Origin of the sequence: Chitinimonas prasina, assembly GCF_030160395.1 — a bacterium.
GTDB lineage: Bacteria > Pseudomonadota > Gammaproteobacteria > Burkholderiales > Chitinimonadaceae > Chitinimonas > Chitinimonas prasina.
The window spans coordinates 387,280-407,592 of sequence record NZ_BSOG01000002.1 but is presented as its reverse complement, the minus strand read 5'-3'; the positions used below and the strand labels follow the sequence as shown (position 1 = coordinate 407,592).

The 20,313-nt window shown below is 59.6% G+C and carries 12 protein-coding genes; 10 read left to right on the top strand and 2 right to left on the bottom strand.

The genetic code is table 11. From position 1 onward, the window contains the following. Nucleotides 1-140: 140 nt before the first annotated feature. A complete protein-coding gene (locus QQK16_RS09010; protein ID WP_284196120.1) occupies nucleotides 141-1,769 on the bottom strand; it encodes a methyl-accepting chemotaxis protein in 1,629 nt (542 codons plus the stop codon). Nucleotides 1,770-1,993: 224 nt separating this feature from the next. Between QQK16_RS09010 and QQK16_RS09005 the strand changes: the two genes are divergently transcribed. From QQK16_RS09005 to QQK16_RS08995, 3 genes are read left to right on the top strand one after another with little or no spacing between them, the layout of a single operon-like run. Next, a complete protein-coding gene (locus tag QQK16_RS09005; protein WP_284196119.1) occupies nucleotides 1,994-2,902 on the top strand; it encodes a tRNA dihydrouridine synthase in 909 nt (302 codons plus the stop codon). Between the two features lie 10 nt (nucleotides 2,903-2,912). Then, a complete protein-coding gene (locus QQK16_RS09000; protein ID WP_284196118.1) occupies nucleotides 2,913-3,266 on the top strand; it encodes a YkgJ family cysteine cluster protein in 354 nt (117 codons plus the stop codon). A gap of 10 nt (nucleotides 3,267-3,276) precedes the next feature. Continuing rightward, entirely contained in the window at nucleotides 3,277-3,669 is a 393-nt protein-coding gene (locus tag QQK16_RS08995) for a group II truncated hemoglobin (protein ID WP_284196117.1), read from the top strand. A gap of 74 nt (nucleotides 3,670-3,743) precedes the next feature. Here QQK16_RS08995 and QQK16_RS08990 read toward each other — a convergent pair whose 3' ends face one another. Next, nucleotides 3,744-4,343, bottom strand: a complete 600-nt coding sequence (locus QQK16_RS08990; RefSeq protein WP_284196116.1) for a putative metalloprotease CJM1_0395 family protein — start codon at nucleotides 4,341-4,343, stop codon at nucleotides 3,744-3,746. 269 nt (nucleotides 4,344-4,612) lie between these two features. Between QQK16_RS08990 and QQK16_RS08985 the strand changes: the two genes are divergently transcribed. The 7 genes from QQK16_RS08985 to QQK16_RS08955 form a co-directional block, all read left to right on the top strand. After that, entirely contained in the window at nucleotides 4,613-6,364 is a 1,752-nt protein-coding gene (locus QQK16_RS08985; protein WP_284196115.1) for an autotransporter assembly complex protein TamA, read from the top strand. Beyond that, on the top strand, nucleotides 6,361-10,311 hold the full coding sequence (locus tag QQK16_RS08980; RefSeq protein WP_284196114.1) for a translocation/assembly module TamB domain-containing protein: 3,951 nt from the start codon (nucleotides 6,361-6,363) through the stop codon (nucleotides 10,309-10,311). Before QQK16_RS08985 ends, QQK16_RS08980 begins: the two co-directional genes overlap by 4 nt. A gap of 36 nt (nucleotides 10,312-10,347) precedes the next feature. Continuing rightward, complete coding sequence (locus QQK16_RS08975; protein ID WP_284196113.1) at nucleotides 10,348-11,775, top strand: 3'-5' exonuclease family protein; 1,428 nt, start codon at nucleotides 10,348-10,350, stop codon at nucleotides 11,773-11,775. 170 nt (nucleotides 11,776-11,945) lie between these two features. Then, complete coding sequence (locus QQK16_RS08970; protein WP_284196112.1) at nucleotides 11,946-14,936, top strand: PAS domain S-box protein; 2,991 nt, start codon at nucleotides 11,946-11,948, stop codon at nucleotides 14,934-14,936. A 126-nt stretch (nucleotides 14,937-15,062) separates the two neighbouring features. Beyond that, the gene (locus tag QQK16_RS08965) at nucleotides 15,063-15,860 is read left to right on the top strand and encodes an alpha/beta fold hydrolase (protein ID WP_284196111.1); all 798 of its coding nucleotides are present in this window, start codon (nucleotides 15,063-15,065) and stop codon (nucleotides 15,858-15,860) included. 647 nt (nucleotides 15,861-16,507) lie between these two features. Beyond that, nucleotides 16,508-18,319, top strand: coding sequence for a ShlB/FhaC/HecB family hemolysin secretion/activation protein (locus QQK16_RS08960; protein WP_284196110.1), 1,812 nt, complete (start codon nucleotides 16,508-16,510; stop codon nucleotides 18,317-18,319). Nucleotides 18,320-18,333: 14 nt separating this feature from the next. Next, a partial coding sequence (locus QQK16_RS08955) for a filamentous hemagglutinin N-terminal domain-containing protein (RefSeq protein ID WP_284196109.1) occupies nucleotides 18,334-20,313 on the top strand: 1,980 nt, incomplete at its 3' end.

Genomic DNA, 20,313 nt, shown 5'->3' with positions numbered 1-20,313 from the left:
TGGTTTTTGTTAGCAGTTCGAAGCAGGCCGTAGCATTGATCTGGGGCGGCTAGCGTCTGGCCTGCAGGAAGGTAGGTGGGCAGGTAGAAAGCCATCCTGGCCTATCCACCCGCGTGACACTGAGCTGTTAGTCGGGTTTATTAATCCACCACGAACTGGCCTATCTGCACATTTAGCCCGCGCGATAGTTCACCAAGCCGCTTGGCCAAGAGATTGGCGGACGAGACTGAGGCGTGGTTTTCCTCGCTCATCTGGGCAATCTTCTCGATGTTGATGGCGATCTGATTGGCGGCCACCCGCTGTTCACGGATGGCGTCGGCGATTTCGGTCAGGGTGTTGACCGTACCTTGCGAGCCGGAGCGTATCCGTTCCATGGCATCTGCCAGCTCCCGGGCATGGGATACGCCGGCATCGATGCGGCCGCTGGCTTCCTGCATGCGAGCGCCAGCGCTGACGGTATCGCGTTGCACGGTCTCTATCTTGGCCGAGATGTCTGCCGTGGCGCCAGCGGTGCGCTCGGCCAGCTTGCGTACTTCATCGGCCACCACGGCAAAGCCACGGCCCTGTTCGCCAGCACGGGCGGCCTCAATGGCTGCATTGAGGGCCAGCAGGTTGGTTTGATCGGCAATGTCCTTGATTACCCGAACGATGCCGCCGATTTCGTCGGACCGGGCATTGAGCGTGGCTATCGCCTGGCTGGCGGCCTCCAGTGCCTCGGCGATACGGGCAATCTCATCGGCGGTCTGCCCTGCCAGTCGTTCACCGTCGCCCGCCTGGCCAGTGGCAGCGCCCGCAGCCTCGCGCACACTTTCTGCGCTATCGGATACAACAGCGATGCTGGTGGTGAGCTGTTCGATGGCAGAGGCGACGGCTGCAGATGCTTGGGCCTGGTTGGAGGAGGCCAAGGCGACCTGTTCGGAAATGGTATCCATTTCGCTGGCGGATTCCGCCACCTGGCGTGCCCCGCCCCTGGTATCGATTACCAGGCTGCGCAGACCTTCCAGCACCCGGCAGAAGGCGTTGACGGTACGGCCAATTTCGTTGTCGCCATGCGAAGGCATCTTGATGGTGAGATCGTTGCCGGCCGCGATTTTCTGCGCTGCTGACTGGGCGGCATTGAGCGGAGTGCGGATGGAGGTGGCAACCCAAATGGCAATGCCGATGCCGAGGAGTATGGCCGCACCTGCCCATAACCAAAGCCCACGCTCGGTCGATGCCTTGGCACTGGCCAGTTCATCAGTCACCTTGGCGGCACGGCCTTCGGTGTATTTCAGTATTTCGTTCAACTGGCCTTCCATACCACGTACATAGGTCTTGTGCACATCGATGGCGGCGTTGGCGTCAGCCGTGGTGGTGATATCCTGGCCCAGTCTGCCCGCTACCCCACGGTAGCCCTCGGCGTACTTGCCCATCTGCTCCCGTAGTGCTGTTATCTTCTGGTGTATGTCGTCAGCTGCCAGTTTGTCGGCCTTGGCCAGGCTCTCTTGGGCTTTGGCCAGCGAGCTATCCCACTTTTCGCGGTATTCCTTCACTTTCTCTGGCTTGTCGATATTGATGAAGCTGTCCTTCTCGTAGCGGCGCAGGTTCCCTACGTGGTAGCGGGTGTCGCTCGCTGCCGCGTTCAGGGCGATGTCACCCTCCACCAGCGATTTGACCTGCTGATATTGTTGTTCCACACCGCGTGAGCCGGTGATGGCGACGATTGCCATCAATACCAGTAGCAAGGCGAAGCTGGCGCCTATGCGTAAGCCGAAGCTGAGGTCTTTCATGCTGTTTCTCCGCGTTGACCCATGTACAAGGTGGTAGCTGGCGCTCTTTCTGCCTAGGGCTAGCAGTGGCGCCTGGATGGTTCGGCATAGGAAATGCCTATCTATCAGCATACAAAAGATGAAAAAAAACGCATTGCTAATTGCCATTCGGTGAACAGGCCGGATTTTGCTAGAATCCAATGTTTTTCAAAGGCTTGTCTATTTTGCGTATTGCGCTTGCCCCGATGGAGGGATTGGTTGATGCCCCGCTACGTACCGCGCTGACCGAAATTGGTGGCGTGGACTGGTGTGTGACCGAGTTCGTGCGGGTAACCAGCACCCTGTTGCCGCCCCGCTACTTCAAGCGGGTGGCGCCGGAGTGGGCAAATGGCTGGAAGACTCCCGTTGGCGTCACGCTCAAGTTGCAGTTGCTGGGGTCGGACCCCGCTTGCCTGGCTGATAATGCGGCCCGCGCGGCTGAGCTGGGTGCGCCTGGCATAGACCTGAACTTTGGCTGCCCAGCGAAGACAGTCAATCGCCATCGGGGTGGTGCTGTGCTGCTGCAGGAGCCGGAGTTGCTGCACGCCATCGTGCGCGAAGTGCGCCGTGCCGTACCTGTCCATATACCGGTAACCACCAAGATGCGGCTGGGCTATGAAGACACGGCACTGGTGCTCGATTGCGCCCGCGCGCTGGATGAAGGCGGCTCGGCCGAGCATGTGGTGCATGCCCGTACCAAGCTGGATGGCTACAAACCACCCGCACACTGGCACTGGATTGCCCGTATCAAGGAAGTGGTGAAATCGCCGGTGGTTGCTAATGGCGAGATTTGGACGGTGGAAGATTACTTTCGCTGCCGCAGCGAATCGACCTGTGATGACGTCATGCTGGGGCGTGGGTTGGTAGCACGCCCCGACCTTGCAAGGCAGATACGCGCAGCCATCGCTGGTGAGGCGGCTGACGTGGTTGAGTGGCCTGAGCTGCTGGAGATCATCCGGCGCTTTCATACCGGCTTGATCGGCACGGGTGCCCCCACCTATGCGCCGGGGCGTTTGAAGCAATGGCTGGGCTATCTACGCCGTAGCTACCCGGAAGCCACGGCCTTGTTCCGTGAAATACGCACCCAGTCGCAGCTGGCTTCCATTCCGGCCTGATTCGACTCACATGAACGCTAGCCCCAACGACAACCCTTGCCTGAGCTGCGGCGCCTGCTGTGCGGCGTTTCGGGTGAGCTTTGACCGCGCTGAGTTGGACGAGGAGGGCGGGCGAGTCCCCGTAGGTCTGGTGGACTACGAAAACGATGTGCTGTGCCGTTTGCGCGGTACGGATTACCTGAAGCCCCGTTGTATAGCGCTGGTGGGCACCATAGGCAGCCGGGTGCAATGCGGCATCTATGCCGAGCGGCCTGGCCCTTGCCGCGAGTTTGCCCCGTTGGCCGAGCATGGGGTCTTTCCGCCGGCCTGCAATCGCGCACGTGCCCGACACGGTCTTCCACCATTGGCCGTCAGCCAGGAGTAGAGAGCATTTTATGAGTCAGTTACTGGAAACCACCCCTTACGACATGCTGGGCGGCGAGGCTGGCGTCGCCACCCTGGTGCAGCGCTTCTACGACATCATGGATAGCGACCCGGTCGCGGCCGGGGTGCGAGGTGTGCATGCACCTGATCTTGCCGAGGCGAGGGAGAAGCTGCGGTTGTTTCTTACCGGCTGGATGGGAGGGCCGGCACTGTATATCGAAAAATACGGCCATCCCATGCTGCGCGCCCGGCACCTGCCTTTTCGCATAGACGAGCGCATGCGCGATGAGTGGCTCTATTGCATGTTCAAGGCCATGGGTGAAATGAATCTGGACCAGGCTCTGGTTGATCATCTGGAGCAGGCATTCTGGCGCACCGCAGATTTCATGCGGAATGCGGATTGAGTTCAGCATTGCGCTTGAAGTAAAGGCCGAGGCCGCTTGGTCACATGCCTATGCCAGGCATCTGCAAGCCGCTTTCAAGCATAAGCACTCAGCAAGCCTTGGTTGAAATCCTGTGCGCCGGGACTTTGCTCATAAGCTTGGCGGGCACGCTGGCCCTGGCGGGTATTATTTGCTGCTTCGCTTGGTGTGGCACCTTTCTTGCCATCTGCCTCGCTGGGTTCTTCCCCCTGCGCTTGCCGTGCTTGCTCGGCCTGGGCGTCCATCGCCATCTGCCTGGCCTGGGCGGCAATGGCGCGGTCTGCTGCTGAAGGGTCTTGCGGCGCCAGTGCGGCGCGTTCTATCGCCTGCGCCTTGCTGATGGTTTCTTCTGGCGTCCTGCCCTTGGATACGCTGATAGCGACTTCGCCGCCGACGGCGTAGTTCACGCCATCGGGGCCGCGCTGGTAGGTATAGCTGGGGCCTGATACCACCAGGCCGCCAGCGGCTGCCATATGGGCCTGTTCGTGCTGCCTGACCTGTCGATCACGTTCTTGCAGTGCACGCAGGCGCTCCATTTCCTCGCGGGTGAGCTGTTGCTCCTTGGCGCTGCCGGATTCTGGCTTGGCGGGATCGGTCTTGACGGGCTTGCCGCTGAGGTCGGTAGGCGGGGGCGAGCTCTTGACGGTCTGGGGCATGCACATGGCGCAGCTGCAACCACTACTATGCAGCCGTGCGGGCATGGATGCATAGTATGTGCTGCTGGCTGAAACCCCTGAGATGCTCATTGGTCTATCCCCATCATGCACGTTACACGGCGCGGATATTCCCCTAACCTGATTTTACCGCCCGATTGACGATAATTGTATACCCGGTTGTCGGTTAAGCCCTTGTTCTCGATGGAATACCTCACGATTTGCTCACACTTGCCATGACGTTGGGCCGGCGCCTCGCTAAACTGCCCGACGTGCGCCGACTATCCCAACTTATTCCCCTGCATCTGTTGACCGCCTTGTTGGCGGCACCGGGCCATGCTGCCGGCCTTGAGTATCAGGTCGAGATTGTTGCACCTTCACCGCTGGATGATCTGCTGCGGCAGAACCTGGGGGTACTGCGCTGGCAGGGTAGTGACTATATCGACCAGGAGCAACTGCAGCGGCTCTACGAGGCAACGCCGAAGGAGATAGAAAAACTGCTCGCGCCTCAGGGGTATTTCAACCCCAAGATCACTGCAAGCATGGGGACAGAGCGTCACCGTTGGCTGCTGGGTTTCAAGGTGGAGCCGGGTGAGCAGGCCCTGGTGCATGATGTGGAGCTGCAAATAGCAGGCGCTATCCGCGAGGAAGCCGATTTTGGTAGCCGCTGGGCTGAGTTGATCGAGGTATGGCCCTTGCCCATAGGGGGATACTTTACCCAATCCGATTGGGATGCCGCCAAGCGGCGTGGGGTGCAGGCACTGATTATTGACCGTTTTCCGGCGGCATCCATCAAGGATAGCCGTGCGTACATAGACCCTGACAAGAACAGTGCGGAATTGAGCGTGCAATACGACTCCGGGCCGAGGTTTACCTTCGGCCAGTTGCAGGTCAGCGGGCTCAAGCAGTATTCGCGTGAGCTGGTGGAGCGTTTGCAGACCTTCAAGCCTGGCGAGGGCTATAGCCAGCAGAAGCTGCTGGACTTTCAGACTGCCTTGCAGAACACGCCGTATTTTTCATCGGTGTTTCTGGATGTACCCATTGATGCCAGTCAGCCCAATGATGTGCCGGTCAAGCTGGAGTTGACCGAGGCACCGCGTTATCGCACGGATGCCGGTGTGGGTTATGAAACCGACAAGGGGGCGCGTACACGGCTGGCATTTACTGACAATAATCTGCGAGGCCGTGGCTGGATAGGTTCGTTGGAGCTGAAACTGCAGCAGCGAGAGCAGCGTTTTGATGCCGACGTGAAGCTACCGCCCGATGTCGATGGCTATCGCTACAGCAGCAGTTTTCAGGCCAAGAACGAAGACGTGGAGGCAGTACGGACTTCGGCGCAAACCCTGGGGGTGCAGCGCAGCCGGCTCAAGGGCCTGATCGAGGTAACACAGGCATTACAGTACACCCGTAGCGCTGAGCAGGCCGCGGGCAAGGAGAGGCAGCTCAATCGTGCCCTGATTGCATCGCAAGCCTGGTCGCGAACTGAGCTGGACAACCCGGTAGACCCACGCAGCGGTTTGGCCCTGAGTTGGCAGTTGGGGGGGGCGGCCAAGGCTTTGCTGTCGGATACCAATTTCGTGCGCGCCTGGGGACGGGCTACTTGGTATATGCCTGTCGGGGATGCGGGCATCGTGCTGTTGCGTGGAGAAGCCGGCCAGGTAGTGAGCGACAACAGCGACAGTGTGCCGACCGATTCCCTGTTCCGCGCTGGCGGCGCGGGTTCGGTGCGCGGCTACAACTACCAGTCCATCGGCATCAAGACGGATACCGGCGCGGTGGAGGGGGGCAGGGTGCTGGCTATAGGTAGCGTGGAGTATCAGCACCGCATTGTGGGCAAGTGGCGCGGTGCCGTATTTGCCGATGTGGGTGCCGCCGCCAATGACTGGCTCAGTTTCAAGGCGTACAAAGGCTATGGGGTTGGTGCCCGCTGGGTTAGCCCGGTGGGGCCCTTTGCACTTGATGCGGCCTATGGTGCGGCGGACAAGAAAGTGCGCTTTCACTTTTCGCTGGGGATAGGGTTTTGACCGAGCCCCAGACCACTTCCGCCACCCCGTCAGCAACGCCCAAGGCCAAGCGTAAATGGCGCCTGGGGCCGGTGTGGCTGGAGTTGTTCCTGTTTTTGCTGATATCGCTGCTGGCTGCCGCCGTGTTGATGGCAGCCAGCCCCACCGGGACGCGAGGCCTGTTTGCCCTGCTGGCGCATTTGACCGACGGCATGATCCGGGTGGCCCAGGTGGAAGGCACGCTATGGGGAGAGTTGCGCCTGCAGGGTGTGCAGATCAAGACCGAGAATGAGGATGTGAGGCTGGACAGTACTGTGTTGCGTTGGCAGCCGGCGCAATTACTGGTGGGGCGGGTGGCGGTGGATGCACTGGTACTAGGCAATCTGGACATACGCACCCAACCCAGCACAAGCCCCACCGAAGTCCCCGATGCTTTGGACCTGCCGATGGCTTTGCGCATCAGCTCGGCCACTGTCGGCAAGGTGGTGGTGGATGGTGTGCAGGTTCTGCAATCTGCCAGCCTGACACTGGAGAGCACTGGCACGCTGCATCAGATGACGGTACAGCAAGCCCGCACCCCCTGGTTCGATGGCAAGGGCCAATTGCAACTGGCGGGTACCCGGCCGTTCAAGCTCCACGGCGAGCTCAAGATGACTGGCAGCGCAGAGGGCGCGCCTTGGCAGGCCGGACTGAAAATGTCTGAATCACTGGAAAGCCTGCGCCTGGCAGGACAGGCCCAGGGTGGCCCGGTGCAGGATAAGCCATTCCGTGCCCGTTACGACTTGCGGCTTGCGCCGTTTTCCCGCTCGTCCTACGGCATACTCAAGGCAGGTGAAGTGGCTACCGAGGCGATGGATCTGCGTGTGCTCTCTGCCAGCCTGCCGCGCACGGCGCTGGATTTGCAACTGCAAGCCAGGCCGGCAAGGTGCAATGATGCGCGTGTCGGCAGCCAAGGGCAGGAACATAGGCGTGCCCCCTGCCGCGAAGAGGCGGTGGCGGTGAGTGTGCAACTGAGCAACCCGCTGGCTGGCAATTGGCCGGCAGGCCGACTGCCTCTTAGGCAAGCATCTGCCAGCCTGCGGCTGGATACCGAACACCTCTGGATTGAGCAGCTGAACGCCGGTGTGGCGGAGGGGGAATTGGGCTTGGCGGGGACGGCAACGCTGGATCAGCTGGATATCAAGGCTGTGCTGAACAAGTTGAATCCCGCCGCTTTGGGTGGCCCTGCCTGGCCGTTATCCGGCCAGCTGGTGTTGTCCGGTAGCCCGCGAGCGCCACTGCTGCAAGGTGAGGTGGGGGATGGCCGGCTGACACTGGCGATGGACTTGGGCGTGGTTGGCGAGCTGCCAGCCCACAAGCTTGTGGCGAAGCAACTGTTATTGAAGGCGGCGGAGGGTAGCCTGGCGCTTACTGGGGAGCTGGGTCTGGCAGGCAAGCAGGGCTTCAAGCTGACTGGAAAACTGGCAGGGATGGACCCGCAATTCCTGGCCAAATTGGTGGATTACCCCCTGCCTGCAGGCCAGATCAATGCAGATATCACTGCGGCAGGGCAACTGGCTGCGCCTATGGCGCTCACCTTCAAGGCGGATATCGCCCCCAGCCGTTTCAACGGGCAGCCACTGCAAGGCGAACTGGCAGCGGATTGGCGGGCCGCGGCCGTGTTGCAGAAGGTGAGGGCTGCATTGGCGCTGGGGCCGAATCGCTTGAACGCGCAGGGTGATTTTGGCCTGCCTGGTAATAGCCTGCGGCTGGACATACAAATGCCGGATGTCGGTGACTTCGGTAAGGGATTCAACGGCCGCCTGGAGGCACAGCTGAATCTGTCCGGCACCTTGCAAAGGCCTTCGCTGGAGGGGACGGCCCGTAGCGAGCAGCTGCGTCTGCCTGGTGAGATCGCCATAGGCAATGCCGTGCTGGCTGCCCGCCTGGATGCCGCACCCGACAAGCCAGCCAGCAGTCCGCTCATGCTAAAGCTGGATGTGACGCAGCTGACCGCACCAAAGCTGGCATTGAACCGGGCACGGTTGCAGATTAGCGGCACCCAGGCTGCTCACACGGTGGAGCTGGAGGGTACGGGCAAGCTGGCGGACGAAGATTTCGAGCTGCTGTTGAAGGGAGGCGGCAGCCTCGAAACACAGCAGTGGCGCGGGCAGATTGTGGCACTCGAGAACAAAGGCGTCTGGCCCATGCGCCTGAACATGCCGGCGCAGTTGCAGGTGGCGCGTGATGGCGGTGCGGTGCATGGGCTGGATGCCGTGGCACTGGGTGCAAAGATACGGGTGCAGCGCGGCGAGTGGCATCACGGCGGCCGGTTCAGCGCCCATGGCGATTTGCGCGATGTGGCGCTGGCTGAATGGCTGGAACGTTTGCCGGAATTCAAATCCAATCTGTCTACCGACCTGGTGTTGGCAGCGCGCTTTGACTTGCAGGGAGATGAGAAACTGGCAGGCAGCCTGGTGCTTGAAAGGCAGACTGGTGACCTGGCGCTGCTGGTGGATGACCCAACGATCAAACCCATGCCACTGAAGCTATCTAGTGCCAAGGCGCAGCTGGATCTGGCTGGCGATCAGGCGGCCCTGGCCTTGGATATGAAATCAGCTTCCTTCGGTTCGGCCTCGGGCCGTATCAGCACCCGGTTCGAGCGTACTGAACAAGGCTGGCGGCCCGCCGCAGGCGCTGCTCTGGAGGGCAAGCTGCAGGCGGAAATGCCATCCCTGGGCTGGGTGGGCCCGCTACTTGGGCCGGCCGCCAAGGTCGAAGGCAAGCTTTCGGCTGAAGTTACGGCCGGCGGGCATATCGGGGCGCCAAGTTGGTTTGGCCGGCTCAGCGCCAAAGACGTGGCACTGAGGCTGCCCGACAGTGGTATCTATTGGCGCGAGGGCCAGCTGGATGCCACGCTGGATGGTGATACCGCACAGCTCTCCGCCTTATCGCTCAAGGCCGGCAAGGGGGAAATGACCGCATCGGGTCGTATGAGTCTGCGGGATACCGGCCCTGAGGGCTCGCTGTTGGTGAAGTTTGCGCAATTTGGCGCGTTGACCCGACCGGACCGCAACCTAGTGGTATCAGGAGAAACTGCCCTGGGTGTACAGGGCGAGGCACTGACGCTGACCGGTAAGCTATCTGCCGATGAGGGCCTGATAGAGCTACCGCGTGGCGATGCGCCGACGCTGGGAGACGATGTGATCGTGAAGGGGCGGGAGGCGCCGGATCGCAAGCGCAGCAAGGCGCCGCCGATTACCCTGCGGCTTGATCTGGATCTGGGCCGAAAATTCGTGTTCAAGGGCCAGGGGGTGGATGCCCGCCTGTCTGGATTGGTGAGAATCGCCGCCAGCCCCACCCAGAACCTCTCTGCCAGTGGCGCGCTCAAGGTTGATGAAGGGCGCTACGCCGCCTATGGCCAGAATCTGGCCATTAGCCGAGGCATCATTACTTTCCAGGGGCCGCTGGACAATCCGGCGCTGGATATTCTGGCTGAGCGCAAGAATCTACCGGTGGTGGTGGGGGTGAAAATCGTGGGCACTGCCCTGGCGCCCAGGGTGAGCCTGGTGTCCAACGATGCCATGTCGGATGCAGAGAAGTTGTCCTGGTTGGTATTGGGGCGCGGCTCTGCGGCAGGCGGTGGCGATGCCGATCTCTTGCTGACGGCGGCGGATGCGCTGTTTACGGCAGGCGACTCGGTGGGTTTGCGCCAGCAGATGGCGGGCCGCCTGGGGCTGGACGATATCAGCATTGGCCGCTCTGATAGCTATACCAAGAACGAGGGGGATGGCGGCGCCTTGTCGGGACGTGTGGTCAGCCTGGGCAAGCGGGTATCGGACAAGGCCTATGTGAGCTACGAGCAGAGTCTGGACGGCGTGGGTTATGCGGTAAAACTGACGTATCAGCTGACACGGCGGGTATCGGTAGCTTTGACTGCAGGGCAGAGTAGTGCGGCGGATCTGCTGTATTCCTGGACTTTCGATTAAAGTGACGGCCCCTTGCCCTTCTCATTGCGTAGCACCATGCCTGATTTGCTAGACCAGCCGCTGATCTTCGTCGACCTCGAAACCACCGGGGCCAATGCGCAGCGTGACCGTATCACCGAGGTTGGCCTGGTGGAATGGGATGGCGAGCGCATGACGGAGTGGAGCTGCCTGGTCAACCCGCAGACTGCTATTCCGCCATTTATCAGCCAATTGACGGGCATCAGCGACGCAATGGTGGCGGAGGCGCCGACCTTTGCCCAACTGGCCGAACCGCTGCTGGCTCGGCTGGAGGGCAGGGTATTCGTGGCCCACAATGCTCGCTTTGATTATGGCTTTCTCAAGAACGAGTTCCAGCGCGCTGGCCTCAACTTCCGTGCGCGGGTGGTGTGTACCGTCAAGCTTTCGAAAAAGCTGTTTCCTGGCGAGTACAAGCACAATCTGGATGCCGTATCGGCGCGCAATGGCCTGCTTGCTGAAGGTGAGCGGCATCGTGCCTTGACAGACGCACGGTTGATCTACCAGTTTCTGGTCAAGCTCAAGCGCGAGCTACCGGCAGAGCAATTGAATGCCGTGCTGGAGGAGATCAGCCGCCAGGCCAGTCTGCCCGCCGGTGTTGATCCCGAGGTGATCGAATCCATGCCGGATGGCCATGGGGTGTATCTGTTTTATGGTGACAGTGATGCCTCGCTCTATGTGGGGCGGAGCAGTAATCTCAAGCGCAGCGTGCTGGCGCATTTTTCTGGCGATGGGCGTGCCAACAAGGCGCTGCGCTTTCACCATCAGATCACCCGCATAGATTGGGTATCCACCGCTGGCGAGTTAGGGGCGTTGCTGACGGAAGCACGCCTGCTCAAGCAATTGCAGCCACTGCATAACCCAAAGCAGCGGTGCGACGAGCAGTTGTGCGCCTGGCGCTATGAACCCAATGCAGAGGGGAGTGCCAAGCTTGAGTTGGTCTATGCCCACGAGTTGGACTTTGGTCGCCAGACCAACCTGTTTGGCCTTTACGGCAATGAGCGGGAGGCAACCAACACCCTGCGCAAGATCGCCGAGGCCAACAAGCTATGCATGATGGCACTGGGGCTGGAACGTACAAGCCGGCGAGCGGGTACGCCCTGTTTTGGCATGCAGATAGGCAAATGCCGTGGTGCCTGTGTCAACAAGGAACCCATGCTGACCCACCAGGCGCGTGCCTGTGCCGTGCTGGCCAAGCTCAAACTCAATAGCTGGCCCTATGGCGGACCTATTCTGGTCAAGGAACAGGCCGAGTCCAGCGCGGCGGTGGATCTGCACCTGATAGACCACTGGCGCCACCTGGGTACGGTGAACTGCGAAGAGGACTTGCCCGAGCTGCTGGAGCAAGTGGGGCAGATGCCGTTTGACCTGGATAGCTACAAGATACTGAACAAGCATTTGCGCAGCCTGCCAGGGCTGGCGATTTTGCGGCTGCCTGGCGCGGCTTGAGTGGTTCGCGTCTGGCGCGGGTAGTTGGTGGTTTGCATCAGGTTTGGGGTGTTTGGCGGCTTGGTGTGGATGGGTCACTGGTGGTTTGGCGGATTTACCTTACAATCAAATGCTGAAATACGCCGAGTACGGTTGTTGGCCCTGGCTGACACCCAAACACCAAGAGCGAAATGGAGAAGACCCCTGGAATCTGGCCGCCCCTGTTGAAGGGGGTGGTTGCGGCTACCGCTGTTCTGGCGGCGAGCCTGCTGCCTGCATGGGTAGCACTGCCCCTGGCCGTGGCCATAGGTGGAGCGGTGGCCTATGTCTGTCATCTACGTTCTGCCGCCAAGCCCGACGACACCGAAGTTGCCGCAGAACTGGCTGGCTTTGTGGAGCAATCCCTGGTTGGTATCTACTGCCTGGAGGCTGACCGCATCGTTTATGGCAATCAGGCCATGGCCGATATCCTGGCTTACCCACGCGATGCGCTGTCTGACCTGCCGCTCAGTCGCGTCATACATCCTGATGACCTGGGATTGGTAACCGAGAACGTTCGCCGCCGCATGGCGGGGGAGGTCGATAGCCTGCGCTATCCCTTCCGCATCCTACGCGGTGATGGGCAGATAAGGCATTGTGAGGTGCATAGCAGGGCCGCCCGGCTGGGGGGCGAGCATCGCCTGGTTGGCGTGTTGATCGATATTACCGACCGCATCACCGTTCAGCATGAACTGGCGCTGTATGCGCGGGCTTTCGAGGCCAGCAGCGAAGGCATCGTGGTGACCGATGCCATGGGCATGATCGTTACCGTCAATTCGGCGCTGGAAAACCTGTCGGGCTATCGCCGCGACGAGCTGATGGGGCAGCCCGTGCTGTCGCTGGAGCACCGCATCAGTGGCACGCGCCTGGAGCATATCGTGGCGGCAGCCCTTAGCAGCGGCCGTTGGCAGGGGGAGTTCCTGGCCCTGCGCAAGAACGGCGACGTCTATCCGACCATGCTGTCGATCAGCGCACTGCGCAACGAGCACCATGCCGTCAGCCACTACATAGCCATCATCACCGATCTTTCGCCCATACGGGCGGCAGAACGCAAGCTGCTGGAATCGGAAGGCAAGTTTCGCGCATTTGTGGAGCTGTCTCTGGTTGGCCTGTATGTGGTGCAGGACGGCCGGCTGGTTTATGCCAATCCGGAAATTGCACGTGTGCTGGGTTATGATTCGGCCGAGCAATTGATCGGGCTTTCGGTAGAGGACATGACCGCCACCGAGGATCTACCCCTGTTGCGCGACTATCACCGCCGCCGACTGGCGGGCGAGATGGAAAGTGCCCGCTATACCTACCGCGCCAGGCGTCGCGATGGCAGCTTGTTGTGGGTGGAGGCGCATGGCCGGGTATTTGAATACGATGGTCGTCTGGCCGTGATGGGCATTGCGCTGGACGTAAGCCAGCGGATTGAAGCGGAGCGGCAGTCCAGGCTGGCCGAGCGGGTATTCGAGTCAGCCTCTGAGGGGATACTGATCACCGATGCCGATAGCCGCATCGTGGCGGTGAACCCGGCATTTAGCCGTATTACCGGTTATTCGGCGCAGCAGGCCATAGGCAAGCTCTCGCGCATGTTGATGCGGCAGGACGCCCGTGCTGAATTCAACCATGAAATGCTCGACCACCTGGCACGTGATGGTCACTGGCAGGGCGAGATGCGTGATCGGCGTCTTGGCGGTGAGTGGTATCCGGTGTGGATGTCCATCTCGGCGGTGCGTGATGATGCGGGGCGCATCAATAGCTATGTTGGAGTGTTTACCGACTACACCAGCCGCAAGGAGGCGGAAACCCGGCTGCACTACCTGGCCAACCATGACGGTCTGACAGGGCTGTTGAATCGCAGCGGCTTGATGAGCCAGCTGGAGCACGAGATCAGCCGGGCACGGAATCTCAAGCAGTCGCTGGCTGTGTTGTTTCTCGACCTGGACCGGTTCAAGGCCATCAATGACACGCTGGGGCATGGTGCGGGAGACAAGCTGCTGGTGGCTGCCACCGAGCGTTTGCGCAACCAGGTCAAGGCAACGGACCTGCTGGGGCGCCTGGGCGGGGATGAGTTCACCCTCGTGCTGGAGAACCTGCCCAGCCCGGAAATGGCAGCTGACGTGGCGAACCGGGTGGTCGATGCCATGGCGCAGCATTTCTTTATCGATGGCCACGAGATGTTCGTGACGGCCAGCGTGGGCGTGGCTGTGTACCCAGGGGACGGCCATGATGCGGCGTCGCTGCTGAAGAACGCTGACGTGGCCATGTATAGGGCCAAGCAACGGGGCAAGAACACCTATCAGTTCTTTGCCAAGGAGATGAATGCCCAGGCGTTTGAGCATCTGCTGCTCGAAAACAGCCTTAGGCACGCACTGGAGCGTGGTGAGTTTGAGCTGCATTACCAGCCACAGGTGGCGACCGAGACGGGCGAGATCGTCGGGGTGGAGGCACTGATACGCTGGCGCCATCCAGAATTGGGTCTGGTGCCGCCCGCACGGTTCATCCCCCTGGCTGAGCAGAATGGCCTGATTGTGCCCATCGGCGCCTGGGTGTTGCAGGAGGCCTGCCGTCAAGGCAAAGCATGGCTGGATGCAGGTTATGGCCTGCGCCATGTCGCGGTGAACCTCTCTGCCCGCCAGTTTGCCGATGACAATCTGCTGGGCTATATCAGCGCGGCGCTGAGCCAGAGCGGCCTGCCACCCTATATGCTGGAGCTGGAGCTGACCGAGAGCACCGTGATGCAACAACCGCAGGATGCCGTGAGGCTGCTGCTGCGCTTGCAGGAAATGGGCGTCGCCTTGTCCATTGATGACTTTGGCACCGGCTACTCCTCGCTGGTCAGCCTCAAACAGTTCCCGCTGGATAACCTCAAGATCGACCGTGGGTTTATCTCGGGCATCCCACACGAAGGCGACGACATGGCCATCACAGAGGCCATTGTTGCCATCGCCCGCAAGATGGCATTGAAGGTTGTGGCCGAGGGCGTGGAAACGGTTGAGCAGTTTGATTTCCTGCGCGCCGCCGGCTGCGATCTGGTGCAAGGCTATCTGCTGGGACGCCCCATGCCTGCATCCGAGTTGATGATGCGCCTGGCGGCGGACAAGGTGCTGTTGCCCAGGCTGGATGCCGGCTGGCAGGAAATTCATCCACCACACTGACAGCCAGGGCAGGGCGAGGGTATGATCCGAGTTAATATTCTAGCAACCGCTAGATAGTTTAATTGAGTGGCGGATAGGGTGACATGTCACCTTTCTGCCATGCAAACTTGGCCGCCCCGGACTCGCATGAAAACTCCTCTGCATTTCTCCCACGCCAACAGCTTTCCGGCCAGCAGCTACAAGCAGTTCCTGTCGCAGTTCGAGGCTGATTTCGATGTGGGTTACATAGAAGCGCTGGGGCATGATCCACGTTATCCCGTGCATGACTGCTGGCCAAATCAGGTGCTTGAATCCATACGCTATATCGAGCAGCGCTATGATCAGCCGGTGATCGCAGTTGGCCATTCGCTGGGCGGGTTTCTGTCCTTCATGTGCGCCATGGAGCGGCCAGACCTGTTTCGCGCCGTCGTGCTGCTCGATTCCCCCATCTTCAGCAGACGGGTTTCCAGCATGTTGCGCCTGGGTAAATGGTTTGGCTTTATCGAGCGACTGACCCCAGGCCGCGGGTCACGTACCCGCCGCCGCGAATGGCCCAGCACGGATGCTGCCTATCGACATTTCCAGGGGCGCGGCATGTTTGCCGATTTCGACCCTCGCTGCCTGCGTGACTATGTGACGGAGGGCACTGTACCGACGGAAAACGGCGTCAGGCTCAAGTTCGACACCGAAGTGGAGTACCGCATCTATGTTGGCCTGCCGCATGTTTTTCCACGCCATAGAGGCAAGCTGACCGTGCCTACCGGCTTTATTGGCGGCAAGACCTCCATCTATGTACGGCCAGCCGACATTGCCAGCATGAAGCGGCATTTCGGCGTGAAACTGGCAGAGTTTGATGGCGGGCACCTGTTTCCCTTCGAGAAGCCGGAGCTGGCGGCTGTTGCTGTCAAGGAGATGATTGTAGCGCTGACGACGCCGAAGGGGTGACGCTGCTACTTGGCTGACTTGTTGGCACTTCTTGACGCCCTCGGCTTTTATTCTCATTGGCCCCCTAGCTTGAGGTTCTTGGCGTACGGCGGGATCAATCCCGAGTCAGAAAGCTATTGAAAATTAAGACCATTGTCATAAATGACGGATGGATTGAACAACGGAACTGCCGGGTTTCTGGCTACCCAGCACACAGAAATGTCATGCAATCCAAAAGATATGTCTCGAGTGGTATTGGCCTACCTCGCTGTGCAGACCACACCGCTGCTTCAATACGGCTGCCAACTCGTTGCACCGCTTCAATTCAAGCTAACCGAGCACAGTGCTGTTAGCTATCCCATGTGGACTGGCGCTCCGGAGCTCAGCTGCTTTCGACCTGCCACTAGCGGTAGTTAGATACCTAATTAACACCACTAGAGCTTATGCTCCTTTACTATTGTTAATAAAATCAATGGCTTGAGGTTGTGCTGGGACTAAAGTATATTCTCGCGCCTTCAACTGTACTGTGCCAATTTCCACCAGCTTTGCAGCGAGCTAGGTGGGTCGCTTCGCGGCTGGCAGGGTTGCCAAGTTGAAAAGCAATATGGATACAAGCCTCGGCATATCTGAGCAGGCCAAGTCTGAGGGATGCGACCTTTTGGGTCCCCATGCTACTGCGTCATAGCGCAGTAGAAACCAGTAAACCCGCTGAATACCTAGGTCCTTTCTACGCCTTCCAAGCCTTGCGCATGGAAGCGGGTGAGTTTTTTCTGAATTTATTGATAAAAATGCGTTTGCTTGAGTCCTCTTACCGTCGTTGTGCCAGCATCGCGCTCGCCGTTATGGCTTGGAGCAGTATCCTCATGTCTGCGCATGCTGCGATTGGCGTGGATGAACAGATTGCAGAGCAGCTTAAGAAAGAAGAGGACAGGGCTAAGGCGGTTTTGGAGCGCCTGCAGGCACAGCCTGACGCATTGAAACCAGCTACCAAGCGTGGCGAGAAACCATCGCTGGCACCTGAAACGCCCTGCTTTACTTTGCAACAGATCGACATTGAAACTGATCTGCCGCGGTTTCGACAACTATCAGATCGGATAGAAGATGCTGTAGGGCAATGCGTCGGCGCCAACGGCCTGCGACAACTCGTGGCCTACCTGAACGATGGTTTACTGGATGAAGGTTTTGTCACAACGCGTGTGCTGCTGCCTGAGCAGAATCTCTCTGGTGGTACTTTGATCCTGCGGGTGATGGCAGGGCGGGTTGAGAAAGTACGCTTTTCGGATGCTGATAGCGGCATCTGGTCCAACGCTTTGCCGGTAGATCCGGGGCAACTTCTGAACCTGCGTGATCTTGAGCAGGGCGTGGAGCAGTTCAGCAGACTGGGTTCCCAGCAGGTGCAGACAGAAATCGAGCCGGGTAATACCGCAGGCGCGAGCAATGTCGTCATTGTCCGCCAACGTGGTCGCAGCCTCTACGGTAGCGTCCAGCTGGACAATACCGGGTCTAAAGCTTTTGGCCAATTGCAGGGCAATGCCAACTTGGTTTTGGACAATCCCTTGGGTGTAAGTGATCAACTAAACGTCAACATCAGTAGCAACCTCAGCAAGCTAAAGCAGGACAATCGTAGCCAGAGTCTGGTGCTCAGTTACAGCCTGCCTTACCGCTACTCACTGTTGTCCGCATCCGCATCGGGTAGCAATTTTGCTCAACGAATATTGGGCGTCAGCCAGACCTTTCTATCGCATGGCCGCAGCAATAGCGTGGAGGTTCGGGCACAGCACGTGGTCTGGCGCACCGGCGCAGATCGCCTGTCCATGCACCTATCTGCCAACTCGCGGGGCTCGCGTAGCTTCATCGACGATACCGAGATACTGGTGCAGCGTCGCCGCACCAGCAATGCCGAGCTGGGCATCAGCTACCGGAGGCGGTTTGCAAACGGCAGCATGGATATCAGCTACTCACGCCGTCAGGGCATGGCCTGGAATGGGGCGCAGGATGATCTTGAGAGCGCCTATGTCGGCGGCGTCACGTTACGCCCGGATGTCGATACCCTGGATATCAGCTTCAACGGCCAATTGATGATAGCTGGCTCCAAGCTGGGCCTGAGCAGCCGACTGCACAGCCAGTTTGCGGGTCAACCCACCTTGGTGATGGATCATGTTTCTCTGGGTGGGCCTGGCTCGATCAGAGGGTTCGACGGTGAAGTCAGTTTGAGTGGTGAACGTGGATGGTACTGGCGCAATGAGCTGACCTGGCCCTCAGGCGAGCGTGTCTATTACCTTGCCCTGGATGCCGGCCGCGTTTGGGGTCCTTCTTCCTCCGATTTTCTAGGTGACCGATTGGCTGGCGGCATGTTGGGCGTGCGCGGACGCCAATGGGGCTTGAGCTATGAGTTAGGTCTGGGTGCGCCTTTACATAAGCCTAATGGGTTCCAGACCCATGCGGTGAATACCTTTATGAGCCTGGGGTACGGGTTCTGATGAGCAAGACTGCAATGAACAATTTGAACGATATGCAAGTTAGCGAGCCACGCAGCTTCTGGCGCGAGCTGGTCATCAAATCCGTACTGGTAAGCTATTTCTGGCAAGCCAACCTTGCCTGGGCGGCGGTTGTCGCCGCACCGGGTGCGCCTGCTGGAACCAAGCCGATTGTTGATGCAGCGGGTAATGGCGTACCAGTCGTACATATCGCACCACCCTCTGCGTCGGGTGTTTCGCGCAATCAGTACGATCAGTTCAATGTCGACAAGCAAGGCGTGATACTCAATAACGCCACAAGCAACACCGACACCCAGTTGGGTGGCTACATCACGCCCAACCTGCAATTTGGTACACGCTCGGCCCGCATTATTCTGAATGAAGTTACTGGTGCGAGTAGCAGCCAGTTACGCGGTTACTTGGAGGTGGCAGGTAGCAAGGCCGAGGTGATCATAGCCAACCCTAATGGCATCAGCTGTGACGGTTGCGGCTTTATCAATACTAGCCGCGCCACCTTGACCACTGGTCAAACCTTGTTCGGCGCAGATGGCGCTATCCGTGGTTTTGATGTGGGCGGCGGTCAACTGCATATTGCAGGCGGTGGCCTGAATGCGGCCAATGTCGACCAGCTCGACTTGTTTGCTCGTGGCTTGAGTGTAGAAGGCGAAGTATGGGCGCCATTGCTAAACGTGGTAGGTGGCGCCAATCAGATAGACCATGCCACGTTGGCGACTCAGGCCACACAGGCACGAGGACCTGCGCCGCGCATGCTGCTCGATGTGTCGGCGGTAGGTGGCATGTACGCCAACCGTATTTTTCTGGTCGGCACCGAAAAAGGCTTGGGGGTGAACTCTGCCGGCCGGATCGCCGCACTGGAGAGTAGCCTTACGCTTGACGTGAATGGTGATGTTCGCTTGCATGACGTTTACAGCAAGGGTAGCCAGCAACTGAAGGCTGCGGGTGATCTTAAGCTGACAGGCCAGAACAATGCAGAAGCCGGCTTGGTTGTTACGGCAGCCAAGCTGGAGAACACCGGCAAAGCCTTTGTCAATGGTGATCTGGTACTGAATACAACCACGCTGAACAACGAGGGCATATTGGCCTTGGGGGGGGCACAAGGTGCCGCACTGCGCGTTGATAAGCTCAATAACTCCGGTACAGTCTATGCCGCTGGCGATCTAACTGTTGAGACAAAAGCGCTTGGCAACAACGGCGGGGCTATCAGCAGCGATGGCGCATTGTCGCTCAAGGCCGATACCATCGAGGCCAACCAATCCACTCTCGTGGCAAATGGCACGCTGCAGTTGCAGGCCGAGGCGCTCAGTGTGCGCGATACCGTCATCAGCGCTAAGCAGGATATAGCGATCAAGATAGATGGCCGCACTGATATGTCTGGCGGTACGGTGGTCTCTGACCAAGCAGTACGGCTTACCAGTGAGCAGGTGCTGGCAGACAAAGCACGCCTCTCAGCCGGCACAGCACTGGATATTAAGGCAGCGCAACTACTCTCGCTGCAAGACGCACAGCTGACCGCACAGGGCAGGGTCACGCTACAAAGCCGCATCCTCGACAGTAATGCAAGCCTGATCGCCACGAATAACGATGTAGTGATCGATGTCACCGAAAACCTGGCTCTCGCCAAAAGTACGGTCTCGGCCAAGCATGACTTAGTGCTGAAAGCCGACACCTTGCAGGCGACAGGCGCCGCCTTGGTGGCCGGTGGAAAATCCTCAGTTGTGCTGAACAAGTCGCTGGCACTCAAGGATGGCTCCATGGTGGGGAGCGAAGTCGACATCAAGGCGAGTGGCATTGAGGTGGACGGCGCCGTCTTGGCCAGCGCCGGCAACCTGGACATTCAGGCCCGCGACCAGGTCAGCAATATCGGCGGCACCATCAGCGGCAAGGGCAACGTCAGCCTCCAGGCTGCCGACCTGAACAACCAGGGCGGCACCATCGTCGCCGACGGCCAGACCCGTCTGGGCGCCACCCGCCAGCTC

Coding starts and splice junctions, on each gene's coding strand:
- QQK16_RS08990 (WP_284196116.1), bottom strand. CDS start 4,343: ATGCCCCAGACCGTCAAGAGCTCGCCCCCGCCTACCGACCTCAGCGGC.
- QQK16_RS09010 (WP_284196120.1), bottom strand. CDS start 1,769: ATGAAAGACCTCAGCTTCGGCTTACGCATAGGCGCCAGCTTCGCCTTG.
- QQK16_RS08960 (WP_284196110.1), top strand. CDS start 16,508: ATGCTACTGCGTCATAGCGCAGTAGAAACCAGTAAACCCGCTGAATAC.
- QQK16_RS09005 (WP_284196119.1), top strand. CDS start 1,994: ATGGAGGGATTGGTTGATGCCCCGCTACGTACCGCGCTGACCGAAATT.
- QQK16_RS08995 (WP_284196117.1), top strand. CDS start 3,277: ATGAGTCAGTTACTGGAAACCACCCCTTACGACATGCTGGGCGGCGAG.
- QQK16_RS08965 (WP_284196111.1), top strand. CDS start 15,063: ATGAAAACTCCTCTGCATTTCTCCCACGCCAACAGCTTTCCGGCCAGC.
- QQK16_RS08975 (WP_284196113.1), top strand. CDS start 10,348: ATGCCTGATTTGCTAGACCAGCCGCTGATCTTCGTCGACCTCGAAACC.
- QQK16_RS08970 (WP_284196112.1), top strand. CDS start 11,946: ATGGAGAAGACCCCTGGAATCTGGCCGCCCCTGTTGAAGGGGGTGGTT.
- QQK16_RS09000 (WP_284196118.1), top strand. CDS start 2,913: ATGAACGCTAGCCCCAACGACAACCCTTGCCTGAGCTGCGGCGCCTGC.